Here is a 17171-nt window from a genome sequence, read left to right on the forward strand (position 1 = left end):
TCACGTCGCGCAACGATGATGCCCAAAGCTCAAGCGTCGTCTCGATTGATGCACCTGCCATCCATGACCTCCGAATCATGGAGACCCATGGATTCAGATCATAGATAAATATGCAACTGTAATGCTAACACCGTTGAGCGATAGAATAGCTTGCTATCACTCAAATATTGTTGGTATTGTGAGTTATAAAAAGGCGCCCTATAACTCATGATCTGGAACTGGCAGCAGGTCAATTGGCCAAAACTCACGTTTGACGCGGCAGCGATTGAACCGCTCGAAAAGCAATTCCTGTTGCGCTCGGGCGAATTCATTGGTGCGTATCGGCATATCCGACCGGATGAGCGAGACATGCTCCGCATCGAGCTTATCAGCGATGAAGCCTTGAAAACCTCGGAAATCGAGGGTGAGATGCTCAATCGCGACAGCCTGCAATCCTCACTCCGTAATCAATTTGGTCTCGGTATCGATGACCAGCATATTCCGCCGCAAGAGCGCGGTATCGCGGAAATGATGGTCGATCTCTATCAAGGTTTTGCCAATCCGCTTTCCGACGAGGCGCTTTTTGCCTGGCACAGGATGGTCATGGCCGGGGAGCGGCGCATTGAAACCATCGGGGCGTACCGCGCCCATAGCGACCCGATGCAGGTGATATCGGGTAGTATCGGCCGGCCCAAAATCCATTTTGAAGCACCGCCATCCAAACAGATACCGACCGAGATGGAGAGGTTCATTGCCTGGTTCAATCGGACGGCACCTGATGGGGATGCACCACTATCGCCTCTGATCCGCAGCGGGATGGCGCATATCTATTTCGAGAGCATTCATCCGTTCGAGGACGGCAATGGCCGAATAGGGCGTGCGCTCTCTGAAAAGGCTCTGGCGCAAAGCCTAGGGCAACCCAGCCTGATTTCTCTGGCCTTTACCATCGAGCGGAACCGAAAGCGTTATTACGATATGCTTGAGGCGAGTAACAAAGGCACGGAAATAACCGACTGGCTCGTCTATTTTGCGCAAACGGTTCTGGAAGCCCAACAGACCACGATGCGGCGGGTCAATTTCTACATTGCCAAAGCACATTTTTACGGGCGGCTTGGCGGCCAACTTAACGAGCGGCAAAGCAAAGCGATTGCCCGCATGTTCCGCGAGGGGATCAACGGTTTCAAGGGTGGGCTGAGCGCTGAAAATTACATCAGCATCACCAAGGCGTCACGCGCGACCGCCACGCGTGATCTGCACGAGTTGGTGGAAATCGGCGGACTGACCAGAACGGGAGAACGCCGCTACACGCGCTACCACCTCAATATCGATGCCGATAGTGAGGAGGTCGGCTCACGATGAGATCGTGTCCCGGGAGTTCTCTAATCGCGGTTGTCAAGTTGATCGCCGAGGGCGTCACAGGTCAGGCTCATGGTTCTCTTCGAGGTCGGCACTTTGGCCGCCTCATCATGGCGTTGGATAGGCTCGGTCGACCAATGTGTTGTTCGCGGTTGCCTGTATCAGACAGCATCGCATTCCTGGGATCGGTCTTGACCGCGCCATCGTCCTGACCGGACGATCTCGCTGATCTCAGCTAATCATGGACATCACTGTAATGATGCCAGATCGCCCGGCTCTTGCGATGACCAACGGAAGGGTTCACCCGATATCCACATTGCGTGAAGGATCACGGCCAGCTTTCGGGCTACAGCTACCTTAGCTTTTCGATAGCCGCCACGCCGCGCGATGCGAAACCCCCAGCTCTTCAAAGCGAGGACCGCGGAATACGCGTCAGCAGCGCATTGGCTGCCTCATACAGGCTGCGTCGGAGAAAGTCGTCGCCCCGTTTCGAAACGCGCCCGGATCTCATCGTCTCACCGGAGGCATAGATGCGAGGTGTTAGACCAAGGTAGGCCCGGCGCTGGACGATCGTTTGAATTGTGTCGGATCATCAATGGTTGCGGCGAAGCCGAGCGCAGTGATAACTCCCACACCAGGAACCGACATCAGCCGTCTGACGACCTTGTTCTGCCGCGCTATCAAGCGAACCTTCGCCTCGAGATGACGGATCTGCTCAAGGATGTTGGCACGTGCCCGCATCAATGCTTCCACGACAGCCTGGATTGTTGGCGACGCATCGAGCTCGCCATCGATGATTTCCTCGGCACGCTTGACGAACCCACCAACCCGTTTGCCAAACAGGATACCAAAGGTGCGAAGGACACCTCTGATCTGGTTTTCCAGGTCGCAGCGGGTTCGCACAAATTTGGCTACGAGTGGCAAGGAGTGCCCGAGCTTCGTGGCTTGCCGTTGACTTGATATGAACGCTCTTGCACCAACCCGTACGAACGATCTACGCCAGGCCAATGGCGTCGTTGCGGTCCGTCTTGGCAGGCATCATCTTTAAGGGCGCATTGGCATGGCGAGCATCCATGCAGACGATGGGAACGCCGCGTTCCTTCAATCCATTCCATAGCCAGACCGACAGGGGACCGGTTTCCAGTCCTGCACGGGTTACCGCGAACGGCTCAAGCGCTTCACTAATCGCCTCTGGGCACGATGCCATCTTCCGTTCGGCAACAGTCTTGCCCTCCTCATCAACGATGCAGATTGAGGTCGTTTGCTGGCTGACATCCAGTCCGGCATAATACTTCATGGCGGTTCTCCTCATCGCTTCGGCACACTGAACACAGTTGACAAGGGACAGTGTGGAGAGCCGCCGCCTCGAAGGCTAGGCCCTGAGCGATTACGCTATGTGGTGGTGTGGTGTAGATGACGGCTTGGTCGCCGTGCTCTCCGGCATTGGCCGGGGGCCCACCCAAGACCATAAGGATGTCGCCGGCGACACATTTGCTGAAGAGGGTCAGGGCCGCTTCTCAATTGCGATCAGGGACACCTGATCCGCGCAGCTCCCATTATGCTGTCAGCGTATTCTTATAGATGCGTCCATCCTTCATGATAATCTTCAGGTTCGCATCCGGATCGGCGATCAGTTTGATGTCAGCGATCGGGTCGCCGTCGACGAGGAGGATATCAGCATAAGCATCCGCTTCGATCACACCGATCCTACCGGGATAAGGATTGCGCGGGCAGGACATCGCCAGCAATGCGGCATTCGAGCTGGTCGCCATAGTGAGGATCTCGTCATTCGAATACCAACGGGACATCGTGGCGAGGATGGCGCCCTGATGTTTGGTCATCGTGGGGTTGGACAGAATGTCCGTGCCCCAAGCTGTCTTGAGCCTGTACTTCTTCGCCAGCTGAAAAATAGGAGAATTTCTCCAGATGATCGATCGCCCTGATCCTCCGGTTCCACCGTGCCTATCGTTTTGCCCTGAACGGCGCCAGCCGAAGCTTGCTTCGATGGTCGTCGGGCGCATCATCGCCCGAGGGATACTTCCCTCGAAAATAGGTCTTTTGCCACTTCTTCCTCGCCGCCTCGGAATCCGGATTGGACAGCGTAGCGTTGAACTGGAAGCGGCCGGCCGCCCATGCCGCGTGTTCGGCCTCGAGCTCAGGGTTCTCCGAGAGCCTAGCCATCCGCGGATCGAGGTTTTCGAGTTCCCGTCGCGCCACCGAAAGACGTGGCAGAACGGTTCGCCTTCCTCGAAATAGACGCGCTGCGCCGCGCGGGTGAACTGCCAGTTCATCGTGAAGGTGTAGGGCGTTAGAGGCTGAGACGCTTCCCTTCTAAGGCGGCGTATTCTCATATCGATACTACGGCGCGGTTCATATTTCAGCCCGTGCTAATTGTAGGATTCAACAATTTCCAATGCCCACATTTGGACTATACCTGCGCGCGTGATTACTGAAAGAGGTATCGCTTCGAATGGAAGATGTAACGTTGTACGCGTATCAGATTTCACCGCCAAATGACCAGTTGCTCTACTTTGCGGAAACGCTTGAGGAATGCCGAGCCGCCGCGTTGGAGCAACGTCAAGAATTGAAAGAGGGTGATCCCGACGACGAGCATGAAGCCATGGCAATTTACCGCTGTTTGGTGCGGATGCCCGATCAGCAAACGTTGCTTCGCATTCTGAACGAGGAAACTAGCTCCATCGAAGCTTGTGTCGTTGAGCGCAAATTGGTTGCGCTGGTCACGGAATAAATAAAGCCCCCGAAGCCGGGAGCTATGAGCGGTAATCGCCAATCATTTCAAGTGCTGCTCTTCAACACTCTACTGCTGTTCGTCAACTCGTTGATCGTGTCTTGGTACTCATCGATGATATGAAGTCTTTCCTTCGCTATCTTGGACAAGAGGGCGTACTCTTCTTTTTGCCCCTCAATCTGAGCCCTGCTTTCGGAAAGCTCTTCGGAAAGCACGTCAAGGCGCTCTTGGATTGCTTTATGCTTCTTCCCTAAAACTCTGTTGAAGAGAATTACCGTCAACAGCGCCGTGCCAAGCAGGCTCAACGCGAGAGTTCCGTACGACAACGTGATCAATTGGCACCGTCTCCAAACCCGATAGGGCTTCCCGCAACATTTCACCCGTAAAAAATTAGGGTATTTACCTCGCGAGGTCTATACCTTCACGTGTGACGGGAGAAAACAATCGCGTGAATGGAGTGCGCTTGCCGATCAAGTCGGTTCACACGGTCGGTTCGTTCCGTGCTCGCATGGTTCTGATAAGATGATAGCCGCCCCATACGGCTATCCAAATGAGCCAAACCACCCGCACCCACCAGTTAAAAGCGGCGGCGGGTGCCCATAGCTCGCGAGCGAAATACACGATACCGAGAACGAAGAATACGCGATGACATTGCTGAGGTGCGGGGGAGCAACCGGTTCAACAGTCAATTCCAGTTCTCCTTTCCGTCCGGCGCGAATCCGTCGTTGACAGATAATGCTCCGTCGGATGCCGGCAAAATCTTCACCTGCAGCGTCCTCAAGTGGACCTGAACAACAGCGCCGGCCTTCTTGGCCGTCTGAAGAATCCGCTCCAGGTCGGCTTGTCTGAACGCGCCTACTCATTGCCGCTTTAGTGCTGCGAGCCGGAGCCGGGCAGCCTCTTTCGCAGAGATGGTTTGCGGTGTTGCCGTCGAGCTCGCTGGAGAAGGTAGCTTGCACAGCTCGACCATGCGCCTGATGGCATTCCGCATGACAAAGTCCTTGTTCGCGATGCGAACGATTTCCAGATTACCCTTGCGGGCTTCCGTTCGAAGAGAGGATTATGTTAGCTCCCCCCGGAAGAAAATCTCTGCGGCCTTTGAGAGAGAAATGAGTTCGTCATCTCCGATGTCATTAGAGATGAGCTTGTTCTCAGGCGATTGCCGGTGCTTCCTGCGCTTTATTATAGTTCTGCAAATCTTCCCTAAGGGGTTGAAAAGATTGGCGCACCCGACAGGATTCGAACCTGTGACCTTTGGAATCGGAATCCAACACTCTATCCAGCTGAGCTACGGGTGCATCCGTTTGGCGGCAGGGCCGCCGAAGCAGGCTGTGTGCGGTTCTTAGCCTAGCTTGCGCGCCGCTTCAATGGTGATTGACGGGGTTTGCAGCGGAAATTTGCGTTTGGTGCCTGGGGGAGGCGGCTTTTGCGAAGAAAATGCCGCGCCCGTCGACGCGGCATTGGCGGGTTTGTACCACCTCACGCCATCTGCATGGCGCCGGGGCCGGGGACGGCCTTGGGGGGTACCTTGCCCATGATGATCATGCCGAGCACCTCGTCCTTGGTCACGTCCTCGGTGCGGGCGTGGCCGACGACCTGGCCGTTCTTCATGACGGAGACGCGATCGGCGAGGTCGAAGACGTCGTGGATGTCGTGGCTGATCAGGAAGATGCCGATGCCCTCGCGCTTCAATTGCTTGATGAGCTCGCCGACCTGCGCGGTTTCCTGCGGCCCGAGTGCCGCGGTCGGCTCGTCCATGATCAGGATCCGGGCGTCGAAGAGGATGGCGCGGGCGATCGCCACCGATTGCCGCTGGCCGCCGGAGAGCGCCTTCACCGGTTCCTTGAAGCGCTGGAAGTTGGGGTTGAGCCGGCCCATCACTTCGCGGGCCTTGGCTTCCATCGCCACGTCGTCGAGCGTGCCCCAGGGGGTGCGCAGTTCGCGGCCGAGATAGAGATTGGCGGCAGCGTCGACGTTGTCGGCGACGGCGAGCGTCTGGTAGATCGTCTCGATGCCGTATTTCTTGGCGTCGCGCGGATTGTTGATCTCGGCCGGTTCGCCGTTGATCAGGATCTCGCCGGCATCGCGCTTGTAGGCGCCGGAGAGAATCTTGATGAGCGTCGACTTGCCGGCGCCGTTATGGCCGAGGAGGGCGACCACCTCGCCCGGATAGAGGTCGACGGAGGCATCGTCCACCGCATGGATGCCGCCGAAGGAGATGGAAATGTTCTTCATTTCCACGAGCGGAGTGCGTTGTTCAGTCATGTTCGAACTCCTGATTATTTTGCGCGGGCGCGGTAGACGGTGTCGAGCCAGACGGCGGTGACGAGCACGACGCCGACGACGATGCGCTGGAAGGGCGTATCGATTCCCAGAAGGACCATGCCCGACTGCAGGGATTGCATGACGAGCGCGCCGATCATCGCGCCGGCGATGGTGCCGACGCCGCCGGCCAGCGAGGTCCCGCCGATGACGGCGGCAGCGATCGTGTAGAGCTCGTCGAGTTCGCCCTGGGCATTGGTCGCGGCGTTGAGGCGCGCCGTCGAGATGGCCGCCGCAATGGCGCAGAGCACGCCCATCAGCGTGAAGATCTTGACGGTGACCCAGCGCGTCTTGATGCCGGCGAGCTCGGCCGCTTCGGGGTTGCCGCCGAGCGCGAAGACGTAACGGCCGAAACGCAGGCGGGTGGCGATGAAGGTCATGACGATACCGACGACGATCGCCACCAAAACGGGAATGGCGATGCCGTGCGAGATCTGCAGGCCGCCGTCCGGCCAGGCGATGCCGTTCGCATCGGCATATCTGCGGGCGATATTCACCGGCCAGTAATAATGGTTGGCCACGGCAACGGCGCCAAGCACCAGAGCGCAGCCGAGGATTGCCAGGAAATACTCGGCCCAGACGGGGCGCAGCGGGAAGCCGAAGCGCTTGCGCTGCTTGCGCGAATTCAAAATGGCGCCGACGATGGCGATACAGGCGAGAAAGCCGACGATCCAGCTGGCCGTCGCGCCAATGGAGCCCTCGGTGCCGCCACCCATGAGACGGAAGGTGGCGTCCATCGGGGCAACCGTCTGGCCGCTTGTCACGAACCAGGTGGCGCCGCGCCAGACCAGGAGGCCGCCGAGCGTCACGATGAAGGCGGGAACGTTGAGGAAGGCGACGATCGATCCGTGAAGCGCGCCGATGGCGCCGCCGACCGCGATGCCGCAGGCAAGGGTGATCGCCCAGATGGCGGGATGGCCGAGCCCGAGATATTGCGGCAGGACCTGCGCCTGCAGGACGCCCATGATCATGCCGCAGAAGCCGAGCACGGAGCCGACCGAGAGGTCGATGTTGCGGGTGACGATGACCAGCACCATGCCGGTCGCCATGACGGCGACGGACGAGGTCTGGACGGTCAGGTTCCACAGGTTGCGCGGCTTGAGGAACAGACCGTCGAACAGTCCGCCGGTCATCACCTGGAAACCGAGCCATATGATGACCAACGCGCCGACCATGCCGAGCAGCCGGGTATCGATTTCGGTGGCACGGAAGAAGCGTTTCACCGGGTTTTCGTCCGTCGTGCGGGCGCGGCCGGCTTGCGTGCCCGGTATCTGATCGGCCCCTGTCTGGTTGGCTTTTGTGATGTCGGCCATGGCCATGCCATCCCCCACTTATCTGTCGATGTCGTTCGGTCCGCTTCGCACCTTGCAAGAGCGCCGCAACGGTGTGCGTTGCGGCGCTCTTGAAGATCAGAGATCGGCCATGTCGTTGCGGTTATTTGCAGGCAGCAACGTCGCTCTTGGCGCCCTGGCAGGCTTCTTCCTTGGAAATCCAGCCGGCGTCGATGACGACGTTCAGATTGTCCTTGGTGATCGCCAGCGGCGCGAGAAAGACGGACTTCATGGCGACGCCCTTCGGCCCGCCGTTGAAGGTCTGTACGCCTTCGACTTCGTCCATGGTTTTGCCGCCGGCAAGCGCCACGGCGATTTCGGCTGCCTTCTTGCCGAGCTCGCGGGAGTCCTTCCAGACCGAAACCGTCTGCGTGCCGAGCGCCACGCGGTTCAGCGCAGCCTTGTCGGCATCCTGGCCGGAAACCGGAACCGAGCCGGCAAGGCCCTGGGCGTCGAGTGCCGCGATCGCGCCGCCGGCAGTGCCGTCGTTGGAGGCCACGACCGCGTCGATCTTGTTGTCGTTGGCGGTCAGGAACTGCTCCATGTTCTTCTGGGCGTTCTCCGGCTTCCAGCCGTCGGTATAGGCTTCGCCGACGTTTTTGATCTTGCCCGCGTCGATCGCCTCCTTCAGGATTTCCAACTGCCCGGAGAAGAGGAAATCGGCGTTCGGATCGGCGGAGGAGCCTTTGATGAAGACGAAGTTGCCTTCCGGCTTCTGCTTGAATACCTCGCGCGCCTGCAGGCGGCCGACTTCCTTGTTGTCGAAGGTGATGTAGAAGGCGTCGGGATTTTCGATCAGGCGATCATAGCCGACGACCGGAATTCCCTCGGCGGCTGCCTTCTCGATGGCCGGGCCGATTGCGTCGGAGTCCTGCGCAAGCACGATGAGCGCGTTGGCGCCCTGGGCGATCAGCGACTCGATGTCGGTGAGCTGCTTGGCGGCGGAAGACTGCGCGTCGGCCGAGATATATTTGTCGCCGGAAGCTTCGAGCGCGGCCTTGATGGCTGCCTCGTCGGTCTTCCAGCGCTCTTCCTGGAAATTGGACCACGAAACGCCGATGACCAGATCCTTGGCGATCGCCGCGGAATGCATGGACGTTATGATGGCAGCCCCCGCCAACAGCTTCAAAATGGATTTCATCCTATCCTCCCAAATGGCCCGGCCGCGCGCACGAACCTCCCGCACGCATCCCCGACGAGCCTCCAGATGCTGTCGCTATCGCGTCGCCGCGTTTTTTCTCGACAGTCGAGAAAATAAATGTCAGAGTTTCCGCAAGCTGTCAACAAGGCCGCCGCAGCGTGTGAATCATTGCCACAGCACGTTGAAATCGCTGCGTAAATCATGAACGCGCCTTGTCTTGCAGGCCGCCAAATGCTTTGGGAAGGGCATGTCTTCGAGGGACCCGCTACCGCTGATGCATGTTTCGATTGATCGCGCAGGTTCAGGGATTGAACATGCGGCACCCTGAAGAGCGACAGCGCCCTTCGAGCGCCTCGTCGGGCGCGCGGCGCTGCAAGGGTAAACGATGCTGACCAAATCCAGCACCGAGCTTGTGCGTCAGCAGAACAGTGCCCTGGTTCTCTCGGCGCTCCGCCGTAAAGGATCACTTTCCCACACGGAGATTGCGGCACAGACGGGTCTTGCCTCGGCGACGATCTCCGTCATCACCGCTGAGTTGGAGCGGTCCGGGATCATCGCCAAGACCGAGCAGCACGTCCAGGTCGGCCGCGGCCGCCCGCGGGTTCTCTTCGAGCCGAGACGCGGCTGCGGCTACGTGGTCGTCGTGCGCATTTCCTCCGACGTCGTGCAATATTCGCTTGCGGACTATGGCGGCATCCTGCTCGACCGTTTCGAGGATCCGCGCAGCCACGACCTCCGCGGCACCGCCGTTTTCGGGGAGGTTCTGGCAGCAGCGCTCGAACGCCTGCTCGTCCGCTCGAATATATCGAAGGACGAGGTGCTTGCCATTTCGATCAGCAGCAAGGGGCTCGTGGCCGGCGACGGCGCGCGGCTCATCTGGTCGCCGGTTTTCGGCAACGAGCAACTCGACTTCGTGGAACTGCTCCGGCCCGCCTGGCGCGCGCGGATCATGCTCAGCAACGAGTCGCTGTTGGTGGCGCACGCCCTCGCGGTAAGAGAAGAGGAAAGCGAGAGCGGCTTCCATGCGCTTGCGGCCGTTTCGCTCGGCCACAGCATCGGCCTCGGGCTTGCCAGAAGGGGCAGGTCCGGCGAGCTCGATGTCTCGGCACCGAATTTCGGTCACATGCTGCATCAGCCGTCCGCGGGGCTTTGCCGCTGCGGCAGCTATGGCTGCATCGAGGCGGCAGCGGGCTTCTACGGGATACTGCGCACGGCCTTCGAGGTGCCCTCCGACACCATACCGGCGAAGTTCGTTCCGCCTTCGGAGATGGACAAGATCGCCGCGAGCGCGCGCCAGGGAAACCGGATGGCCGGCTATGCCTTCCGCCAGGCCGGCTTGGCGCTCGGCAACGGCATTTCGCGGATGCTCAGTCTCTATGAGCCGATGCCGATCTTCGTGACGGGGCCGGGCACGCGCTATTTCGATCTTCTGGAGAAGGGACTGGAGGAGGGCCTCGCGCAATCACTGCAGGTCCGCCTGCAGGGCATGCCGCAGATAAGGGTGGTCCCGGACGAGCAGCGGCTCGTTTTCGACGGTCATATCGATCGGGCGCTCGGCGCGATCGACGGCGACATTGCAGCAGCAGGACATCCGTGAGGCGGCGGGTCTGCCGGGTCGGCGCCGCAGAGTTCCGGCAGACGCGAGTGCTGTGCAGACTTCAATTTACGGTTATTTAGAGTCTCGTTGCCAAGCTGTCTTCCGCGTGGGGGACGGCGATGTTTTCAGTGATTGCATGCATACGCGATGATCATGACTGGCGCCTGATCGTGGTGGCGACGGTCGTCTGTCTGGCCGGCAGCGTCGCGACGATGCTGCTTCTCGAGCGCGCCCGGCGCAGCGCAGGCAGTCAGCGGCGCCTCTGGATTGCAGTCTGCGCCTTTGCCTGCGGCATCGGCGTATGGTCGACGCATTTCATCGCGATGCTCGCCTATGACGGGGGAATCCCCATCGCCTATGGGGCCAAAGGCACGAGCTTTTCCATCGCGGTCGCGATCGCGGCGTCCTGGATTGCCTTCTCGGTAGGCCTGGCCGGAGGCTCGCGCCATGCTCCGGCCGTGGGCGGTTTGCTGCTCGGGCTCGGAATCGCCGCCATGCACGTGGCCGGCATGCGTGCCATAGAGGTGCAGGGACGGGTCGCATTCGATCCGGAAACGAGTTTCGCCGCCGTTCTTCTCGGCACGTCGATCGCCACGCTCGCCTTGCATTCGTTCGAGGCGCTGCGCGGCGTGCGCGGGCTCGCCGCATCCATCCTGCTTCTGGTGGTGGCGATATGCGTCCTGCACTTCACGTCGATGAACGGCGTCGTCCTGATCCCCGACCCGAGCGTCGCGGCAACGGACGTCTTCGATCCGTTCTGGCTCGCGGGGGGTGTCATCGCCGCATCAACCACGCTCATTCTCATGGCCTTCGGCGCTCTCTTCGTCGACAGGCACCTGACGGACCTCAAGGGGCTCGCCAATGCCTCGCTGGAGGGCATGGTGATCCTTCGCGGCGGCGAGGTCATCGAAGTTAACGAACGATTCGTCACTCTCTGTGGTCGAAAGCCCGCCGAGCTCATCGGCAGGCAACGGCGGGAGCTGTTCGCCGAAGCGCCCGGAAGACGCAGCCCGCACGACCTTGGCGCCGGAGAGGGGGCAAGCGAGGGAGAGCTCCTTCACGCGGACGGCGGATACGTGCCCGTCGAAAGGGTCTGCCGAACGATCGAATACAAGGGCCGGCAATGCGATGTGATCTTCGTGCGGGATCTGACGGCGCGCAAGGATGCCGAACGGACGATAGAACACCTCGCTCACCACGATGCGCTGACGGATCTTTCCAATCGAAGCTCCTTTGACCGCCGCCTGAAACAGGCCCTGGCCGCCGCCGTCCACCACAATGAAGCGCTGGCGGTCCTGTGTCTCGACCTTGATCGCTTCAAGGCCGTGAACGACATTTTCGGCCACGGGGAAGGCGACCGTATCCTCAGGAAGGTGGCCGATATCCTCCGGGCGGCGGCAGGAGAGGCCGACACGATCGCGCGACTGGGCGGCGACGAGTTCGCCATCGTCCAGAGCGGAGCGGCGCAGCCGGAAGCCGCGCGACTCTTGGCGGACCGTATCCTCAAGCTCTTTTCGGAAGAGATGGATACGCGGCGCGATCCGATGGCGGTCGGGGTCAGCATCGGCGTAGCGATCTGTCCGGGCGACGGCACCACCGCGGAGCGGCTCTACGGCAATGCCGATACGGCGCTCTATCGGGCCAAGCAGACCGGCAAGGGCATTGCCTGCTTCTTCGACGCCGAAATGGACGAAGCCGTGCGCACGCGCCGGCAGATCGAGAACGATTTGAGGCATGCGGTCGTCAGGCGGCAGCTCTTCCTCGAATATCAGCCGCTTGTCGATGTGCGGGACGACCGGATCGTCGGTTACGAGGCGCTGTTGCGCTGGCGCCATCCCGATCGCGGTCTCGTCGGCCCGAATGTGTTCATTCCTATTGCCGAAGAGAGCGGCTCGATCATTCAGATCGGCGAATGGGTGCTGGAAGAGGCCTGCATGGAGGCGGTGCGCTGGCACCAGCCGCTGCCGGTCTCGGTCAATGTCTCACCGGTGCAATTCCTCCTCCCGAACCTTTTCGACCGGATCGAATCCATTCTGTTGCGGACGGGGCTGGAGCCGAGGCGGCTCGAACTGGAAATCACCGAAGCCGCGCTGATGCATAACCGCGACGACGTCCTCGCAACTCTCGTCCGGCTGCGCCTCCTTGGCGCCAGGATCGTGATGGACGACTTCGGCACCGGGCACTCCTCGCTCAGCAATCTCCAGACGTTTCCATTCGACAAGCTCAAGATCGACTGCAGCTTCACCGCCTCGCTCGACAAGGACCCGGCAGCCCATGCCATAATCCGCGCGATCATCGCGCTCGGCCACAGCCTCAACCTTCCGGTCGTCACCGAAGGCGTCGAAACGGAGCGGCAGAGACAGATCATCGTCGACGAGGGTTGCCGGCACATCCAGGGCTTTCTGACCGGCCGACCCGGGCTGGCACCGAGCGTGGACGCGGCCTCATCATCCTCCACGGTGCCGCATCGGATGGGGGCCTGAAGCGCGATGAGACGAAAAGGGCCGGGCACCGCCCGGCCTGTCTTTTCAATAGGGCGGCAGGTCGTCAGGCGATGCTGATCTGGCGCTTTTCCTCAACGGAGCGGACTGCCGCATCGGCGAGCGCCAGCGCGGCAAGGCCGTCCTTGCCCGACGGGGCGATCTCGGCGCCTTTTTCTATTGCGGCGATGAAGCTTTCGATCTCGTTGGCGTAGGCTTCCGTGTAGCGCGTCATGAAGAAATCGTGCAGCGGCGGGCGCGTGTAGCCTTCGCCGGTCGCGATCTCGATCGAAACGGGGCGCTGGTTTTCAGCGGCGACGGCGCCCTTGGAGCCGTGAACCTCGATACGCTGGTCGTAACCATAGGTGGCGCGGCGCGAGTTCGAGATGATCGCCTGCTTGCCGGATGCCGTCTGCAGGATGACCGAGACGCTGTCATAGTCGCCGGCTTCGCCGATCGCCTTGTCGACGAGCACGGCCGCAGTCGCGGTGACGGAAACGGGCTCCTCGCCCAGCAGGAAACGCGCCATGTCGAAATCATGGATCGTCATGTCCCGGAAGATCCCGCCCGAACGCTTGATGTAGTCGACCGGCGGCGCACCGGGATCGCGCGAGGTGATCGTCACCATCTCGACCTCGCCGATGCGCCCGTCGTCGATCGCCTTGCGTACGGCCATGAAATGCGGGTCGAAACGACGGTTGAAGCCGACCATCAGCTTGGCCTTGGTCTCGGATACGACCTTCAGGCAGCCCCTGACGCGCTCGACGTCGAGATCGATCGGCTTCTCGCAGAAGATTGCCTTGCCGGCACGGGCGAAGCGCTCGATCAGATCGGCATGGGTATCCGTCGGCGTGCAGATCACCACGGCGTCGATGTCGCCGGCGGCCTCGATCGCATCGATCGTCCGGACTTCGCAGCCATAGGCGCCGGCGATCGCTTCCGCGGCGGCCGGAAAGGCATCCGCCACCGCGACGAGGCGGGCATCGGCATTGCCGCTGACGGCTTTCGCATGAACCTTGCCGATACGCCCGGCGCCCAGAAGACCAAATCTCACTGTCATCACTGTCGTCCTTGAATTCCGGTGCGCGACCGGGTTGGCACACGATGATTGACGCTCATCGCGCAAAGGCGTCGCGGGCCATCCGCGGAGGAACTGGAATGAAACGGCTAATTATTGCCTATGCGGAATATTTATTCCAATCGGCTTGGCGCCGTCAAGTGTCAACCGCGGTCGGTTCACCGGTCCGGCCCCAAGTCCTCACCCCGGCCCTGATCGAGCGAAAGAGGTCCGGCCGGGAGAGACCGGCTTCTGGCGGTTGCGGGCGGCCCGTTGCCGAGCCGCTCACGCCGGTGTCTCCCAAGGATTGATCACGGACGCGCCCGTGTCTTCAAAATCCCTGACGTTGCGCGTGACGAGGATCAGATCGTGGACGATCGCGGTCGCGGCGAGGAGCCCGTCAATATCGCCACGCGACCGAATCGCGGCGATGCGGCCCCATTCGACGGCGATCTGGTCGGTCACCGGAAGGATGCGGTCGCCATGGTCGTGGCGCAGCTTGCGCAGCCATTCGGTGAGGTGAGCGGCAGCCTTCGGATCCGACTTCTGTTTCAGTGCGATGCCGCGCATGATCTCGCCAAGGGTCAGGGCACTCAGATGGATGCTGAGCGGATCGACGGAACGCAACCAGGACAGCGCCTGCGGCGTGCCGCGTCGCGCCTCCGAAACGATGTTGGTGTCAACCAGATACATCAGAAGGCCACGCCGCGACTCGGCGTTTTGGCGCGCGCTTCGATGGCATCGGCGAGCTCATCGTCCCAAGGGGGACCGCCAAGCAGATCGTCGACCAGGGTCGGCCGGCCGGCGCGCAGAGCGTCATAGTCGCGGGCGGACAGCACCACGGCCGTGCGCTCGCCACGCAGCGTGACGATCTGCGGCCCTTCGTTGCGCGCCTTCTGCACCACTTTCGAGAAGTGGTTCTTCGCGTCCTGCAGCTGCCAATCCATTATTTTGCTCCAACCTAGCTAGCCTGTCTAGCTTATAGGCCCGTTTGCCAACGATTTGAAGTGCCGCTCTGTTACGAGCAGCGGAAATGCGGAAATCGTCCGCTTCGTTCTGCGCCGCCGAACGGCAGATCTCTGCGCGCTTTTGCTGCATTTGCTCTCATTGCGGAAATGTGCAGTAGATGAATTCGATATCAAGTCTCCCAGAGGAACCAGGATGATCAAATTCATCGATCCGGATCACCCCTTCTATCGTCCCTTGTGGATCCGGCTGCTGATCATCGTGTTCTGCGCCGTGTGGACGGCGGTGGAATTCTACGGCGGGCAGGTGATGTGGGGGACGATCTTTATGGTCGTGACCGCCTATGCGGGCGCGTCCCTTCTCCTCTTTTACCGACCGAAGGAGGAGAGCCAGAGCAAAGGCGAAGCCGCCGGCGACACCACCGACGGAACGAACTGACGCTTATCCAGTCACCTTCCGCCCTTCGATCCGCCTCAAAGCCTCGTCGATAAGCATGTTAGCAAGCTTCATGCGCAAGGTCGCATTGAGCCGCGCTTCCACCGGCAGCCTGTCGGGATGATTCGCCGCGGCGAAACGCCTCCGCTTGGCGGCGAGCGTCAGCGCGGTTTCCGTTTCGCCCAGCGCGAGCTCGGAGGCGACCTCCGCAAGGCCTGTGCGCTTCAGATGATCGGGCATGGAGAACGGTTCGGATCGTTCCTCCGCCGCCACTGCGCGATAGGCCTGCTCCACCGCGCTGCGGGATGCCCAGGTGTGGGCCGCGTTTTCGGCAACGAAGCCCGGCGCCGCGCCGATGGCGGTGCCCCGCCATCCGTCGCTGGCCTCGTCCGACAGCCCGTCGTCCTGCTCGGCCTTGAGGCGCTCGAGCACCGAGTGGAATACCGACATGCCGAACATCAAGTCTCTCCGGACAGGCACTGAGTTGGCCGGAGCTTGCGATATCAAGATTATGCGGACCTGATCACGCCCTGCTCTGCTTCAGGATCAGATCGTAAAGCAGCTTTGCGCTCGGGGGGAGGGCCCGACCTTCGGCGGTGATCAGCCCATAGGGTTTGATGCGGATCGCAAATTCGGTCGGCAAAATCCGGATCTCGCCGGCTTCCGTGCCGTTGCCCGCGACCAGCCTGGCGACGTCGAGCGCAACGGGAGCGATCGCATTGGTGTTCCGCACGATCGACAGCGTCAGGATGGTCGATGAAGTATTGATGACCGTCGCCGGAAGCCGGACGCCGGCGGAAGCGAAACTGTCTTCGACCGCGCGTCGAAGCAGTGTACCGGGCGGCTGGAACACCCAGTCGTAGCCTGGGAGGTCGTGGGCGCTGGCCGACGCCTTGTCCAACAGCGGGTGGCCCTCCCGGACGATGAGGCAGACCTCCTCGAAACCGATTTCGACCAGGTTGAACAGCCGCGGATTGAGGTCGTCGGGGATCCGCCCGACGATGAAATCGTGCCGCGCCGCCAGAAGCTCCCGCGTCAGCACGTTGCTGTTGTCGATCTGAACGTTGATCTCGATGCCGGGATAGGCCGTCGACACCTGGCGGATCGCCGGCACTGCGAGATTGAGCCCCGGGCCGGTGACCGATCCGAGCGAAACCGACCCGCCGCTGCCGGTCTTCAGCTCGTTGATCTCGCGCGCAGCCTCGCGCAACTCGAGGAAGATGGTGCGGGCCCGGCGTGCCAGCGCCTCGCCGTAGCGGGTCAGTTCGACGCCGCGCGCCACCCGCTCGCATATCGGCGCCTTCACGATCGCTTCGATCTCCGCCAGCATGCGTGAGGCTGCCGGCTGCGAAATCCCAAGCGAGTCGGCCGCGGCGCTGATGCGCCGATGGTCGTCGATCGCCAGGATGAGCCGCAAGTGGTTGATCTTCAAGCCGGAGCGGAAAAGCCCCGTCTCCAGCAGTTCTCCCGTAAGCCCGGCTGCATTCTGCCTGCCATCGAGCATCGCATTGGGTTCCGTTTTCAAGAGTTTCAAAAATCACACTCTTTTAGAGCGATATATCAATTTTGGTATGCATGCAAAGCGATATTGTATTTGACAGTTATGGCAATTGATTCCAGTTTCCCAGCATATGCGCCAGCGCATGCGGGAGTATGATAAGACGGGGAGGGCTTCCTTTATCTTGAACCACCGCCGGGGGTCACGCTCGCGACGGTGGTCGCTGCGCATAGACGGAGGCCCCGTGCCTGCCGGTTCAA

18 protein-coding genes, 1 tRNA gene and 1 pseudogene are annotated in these 17171 nt (G+C 61.0%); 5 read left to right on the forward strand and 15 right to left on the reverse strand.

Features of this window, described 5'->3' with window-relative positions; translation table 11 throughout:
• Positions 1–207 precede the first annotated feature (207 nt).
• Entirely contained in the window at positions 208–1338 is a 1131-nt protein-coding gene (locus tag CN933_RS22655; RefSeq protein WP_102762459.1) for a Fic family protein, read from the forward strand.
• Between the two features lie 403 nt (positions 1339–1741).
• Here the strand turns inward: CN933_RS22655 and CN933_RS32270 are convergent, their stop codons facing one another.
• The 5 genes and pseudogenes from CN933_RS32270 to CN933_RS32590 all read right to left on the reverse strand — a co-directional run bounded on the left by CN933_RS32270 (position 1742) and on the right by CN933_RS32590 (position 3686).
• Positions 1742–1846, reverse strand: a complete 105-nt coding sequence (locus CN933_RS32270) for a transposase (RefSeq protein ID WP_280951616.1) — start codon at positions 1844–1846, stop codon at positions 1742–1744.
• A gap of 29 nt (positions 1847–1875) precedes the next feature.
• On the reverse strand, positions 1876–2259 hold the full coding sequence (locus CN933_RS32275) for a transposase (protein WP_280951617.1): 384 nt from the start codon (positions 2257–2259) through the stop codon (positions 1876–1878).
• A 70-nt stretch (positions 2260–2329) separates the two neighbouring features.
• Positions 2330–2632, reverse strand: a complete 303-nt coding sequence (locus CN933_RS31965) for an IS110 family transposase (protein WP_245425136.1) — start codon at positions 2630–2632, stop codon at positions 2330–2332.
• Positions 2633–2891: 259 nt separating this feature from the next.
• Positions 2892–3359 (reverse strand): amidohydrolase family protein, encoded by a 468-nt coding sequence (locus tag CN933_RS31335; protein WP_127709502.1) that lies wholly within the window; start codon positions 3357–3359, stop codon positions 2892–2894.
• Positions 3298–3686, reverse strand: a pseudogene (locus CN933_RS32590) (DUF6065 family protein). The gene CN933_RS31335 and the pseudogene CN933_RS32590 overlap by 62 nt, the downstream one beginning before the upstream one ends.
• Before the next feature lie 119 nt (positions 3687–3805).
• On the opposite strand from CN933_RS32590, the gene CN933_RS22675 reads away from it, so the two are divergent.
• Positions 3806–4084, forward strand: a complete 279-nt coding sequence (locus CN933_RS22675) for a hypothetical protein (RefSeq protein ID WP_102762460.1) — start codon at positions 3806–3808, stop codon at positions 4082–4084.
• 47 nt (positions 4085–4131) lie between these two features.
• On the opposite strand, the gene CN933_RS22680 is transcribed toward CN933_RS22675, so the two are convergent.
• The 5 genes from CN933_RS22680 to xylF all read right to left on the reverse strand — a co-directional run bounded on the left by CN933_RS22680 (position 4132) and on the right by xylF (position 8878).
• The gene (locus tag CN933_RS22680; protein ID WP_234841214.1) at positions 4132–4389 is read right to left on the reverse strand and encodes a hypothetical protein; all 258 of its coding nucleotides are present in this window, start codon (positions 4387–4389) and stop codon (positions 4132–4134) included.
• Between the two features lie 916 nt (positions 4390–5305).
• Positions 5306–5382, reverse strand: a tRNA-Arg gene (locus CN933_RS22690).
• A 181-nt stretch (positions 5383–5563) separates the two neighbouring features.
• Positions 5564–6349, reverse strand: coding sequence for an ATP-binding cassette domain-containing protein (locus CN933_RS22695; protein WP_102762462.1), 786 nt, complete (start codon positions 6347–6349; stop codon positions 5564–5566).
• 14 nt (positions 6350–6363) lie between these two features.
• A complete protein-coding gene (locus CN933_RS22700; RefSeq protein WP_080636707.1) occupies positions 6364–7725 on the reverse strand; it encodes a sugar ABC transporter permease in 1362 nt (453 codons plus the stop codon).
• A gap of 115 nt (positions 7726–7840) precedes the next feature.
• On the reverse strand, positions 7841–8878 hold the full coding sequence (xylF, locus tag CN933_RS22705; RefSeq protein WP_102762463.1) for a D-xylose ABC transporter substrate-binding protein: 1038 nt from the start codon (positions 8876–8878) through the stop codon (positions 7841–7843).
• A gap of 385 nt (positions 8879–9263) precedes the next feature.
• Between xylF and CN933_RS22715 the strand changes: the two genes are divergently transcribed.
• Positions 9264–10475 carry an ROK family transcriptional regulator gene (locus CN933_RS22715; protein WP_102762464.1) on the forward strand — a complete coding sequence of 404 codons (1212 nt, stop codon included), beginning with the start codon at positions 9264–9266 and terminating at the stop codon, positions 10473–10475.
• A gap of 119 nt (positions 10476–10594) precedes the next feature.
• The gene (locus tag CN933_RS22720) at positions 10595–12958 is read left to right on the forward strand and encodes a bifunctional diguanylate cyclase/phosphodiesterase (RefSeq protein WP_102762465.1); all 2364 of its coding nucleotides are present in this window, start codon (positions 10595–10597) and stop codon (positions 12956–12958) included.
• A gap of 64 nt (positions 12959–13022) precedes the next feature.
• Here CN933_RS22720 and iolG read toward each other — a convergent pair whose 3' ends face one another.
• The 3 genes from iolG to CN933_RS22735 all read right to left on the reverse strand — a co-directional run bounded on the left by iolG (position 13023) and on the right by CN933_RS22735 (position 14959).
• Entirely contained in the window at positions 13023–14015 is a 993-nt protein-coding gene (gene iolG, locus CN933_RS22725; protein WP_102762466.1) for an inositol 2-dehydrogenase, read from the reverse strand.
• Positions 14016–14297: 282 nt separating this feature from the next.
• The gene (locus CN933_RS22730; protein WP_102762467.1) at positions 14298–14705 is read right to left on the reverse strand and encodes a type II toxin-antitoxin system VapC family toxin; all 408 of its coding nucleotides are present in this window, start codon (positions 14703–14705) and stop codon (positions 14298–14300) included.
• Positions 14705–14959: a type II toxin-antitoxin system Phd/YefM family antitoxin gene (locus tag CN933_RS22735; protein WP_018098297.1), complete on the reverse strand. Its 255-nt coding sequence runs from the start codon at positions 14957–14959 to the stop codon at positions 14705–14707. The genes CN933_RS22730 and CN933_RS22735 overlap by 1 nt, the downstream gene beginning before the upstream one ends.
• Before the next feature lie 214 nt (positions 14960–15173).
• On the opposite strand from CN933_RS22735, the gene CN933_RS22740 reads away from it, so the two are divergent.
• A complete protein-coding gene (locus CN933_RS22740) occupies positions 15174–15416 on the forward strand; it encodes a hypothetical protein (protein WP_026168958.1) in 243 nt (80 codons plus the stop codon).
• Between the two features lie 3 nt (positions 15417–15419).
• On the opposite strand, the gene CN933_RS22745 is transcribed toward CN933_RS22740, so the two are convergent.
• Both CN933_RS22745 and CN933_RS22750 read right to left on the reverse strand, forming a co-directional pair.
• Positions 15420–15872 carry a hypothetical protein gene (locus CN933_RS22745; RefSeq protein ID WP_102762468.1) on the reverse strand — a complete coding sequence of 151 codons (453 nt, stop codon included), beginning with the start codon at positions 15870–15872 and terminating at the stop codon, positions 15420–15422.
• A 64-nt stretch (positions 15873–15936) separates the two neighbouring features.
• Positions 15937–16917 (reverse strand): LysR family transcriptional regulator, encoded by a 981-nt coding sequence (locus CN933_RS22750; RefSeq protein WP_100670719.1) that lies wholly within the window; start codon positions 16915–16917, stop codon positions 15937–15939.
• Positions 16918–17171 lie beyond the last annotated feature (254 nt).

It is taken from the genome of Sinorhizobium sp. M4_45, assembly GCF_002885915.1.
GTDB classification, from domain to species: domain Bacteria; phylum Pseudomonadota; class Alphaproteobacteria; order Rhizobiales; family Rhizobiaceae; genus Sinorhizobium; species Sinorhizobium meliloti_A.

Excerpts from the sequence above, each read along its gene's own strand:
- CN933_RS22655 (WP_102762459.1), top strand. The coding sequence starts at position 208 with ATGATCTGGAACTGGCAGCAGGTCAATTGGCCAAAACTCACGTTTGAC.
- CN933_RS32270 (WP_280951616.1), bottom strand. The coding sequence starts at position 1,846 with ATGAGATCCGGGCGCGTTTCGAAACGGGGCGACGACTTTCTCCGACGC.
- CN933_RS31965 (WP_245425136.1), bottom strand. The coding sequence starts at position 2,632 with ATGAAGTATTATGCCGGACTGGATGTCAGCCAGCAAACGACCTCAATC.
- CN933_RS31335 (WP_127709502.1), bottom strand. The coding sequence starts at position 3,359 with ATGATGCGCCCGACGACCATCGAAGCAAGCTTCGGCTGGCGCCGTTCA.
- CN933_RS22675 (WP_102762460.1), top strand. The coding sequence starts at position 3,806 with ATGGAAGATGTAACGTTGTACGCGTATCAGATTTCACCGCCAAATGAC.
- CN933_RS22695 (WP_102762462.1), bottom strand. The coding sequence starts at position 6,349 with ATGACTGAACAACGCACTCCGCTCGTGGAAATGAAGAACATTTCCATC.
- CN933_RS22700 (WP_080636707.1), bottom strand. The coding sequence starts at position 7,725 with ATGGCCATGGCCGACATCACAAAAGCCAACCAGACAGGGGCCGATCAG.
- xylF (WP_102762463.1), bottom strand. The coding sequence starts at position 8,878 with ATGAAATCCATTTTGAAGCTGTTGGCGGGGGCTGCCATCATAACGTCC.
- CN933_RS22715 (WP_102762464.1), top strand. The coding sequence starts at position 9,264 with ATGCTGACCAAATCCAGCACCGAGCTTGTGCGTCAGCAGAACAGTGCC.
- CN933_RS22720 (WP_102762465.1), top strand. The coding sequence starts at position 10,595 with ATGTTTTCAGTGATTGCATGCATACGCGATGATCATGACTGGCGCCTG.
- iolG (WP_102762466.1), bottom strand. The coding sequence starts at position 14,015 with ATGACAGTGAGATTTGGTCTTCTGGGCGCCGGGCGTATCGGCAAGGTT.
- CN933_RS22730 (WP_102762467.1), bottom strand. The coding sequence starts at position 14,705 with ATGTATCTGGTTGACACCAACATCGTTTCGGAGGCGCGACGCGGCACG.
- CN933_RS22735 (WP_018098297.1), bottom strand. The coding sequence starts at position 14,959 with ATGGATTGGCAGCTGCAGGACGCGAAGAACCACTTCTCGAAAGTGGTG.
- CN933_RS22740 (WP_026168958.1), top strand. The coding sequence starts at position 15,174 with ATGATCAAATTCATCGATCCGGATCACCCCTTCTATCGTCCCTTGTGG.
- CN933_RS22745 (WP_102762468.1), bottom strand. The coding sequence starts at position 15,872 with ATGTTCGGCATGTCGGTATTCCACTCGGTGCTCGAGCGCCTCAAGGCC.
- CN933_RS22750 (WP_100670719.1), bottom strand. The coding sequence starts at position 16,917 with ATGCTCGATGGCAGGCAGAATGCAGCCGGGCTTACGGGAGAACTGCTG.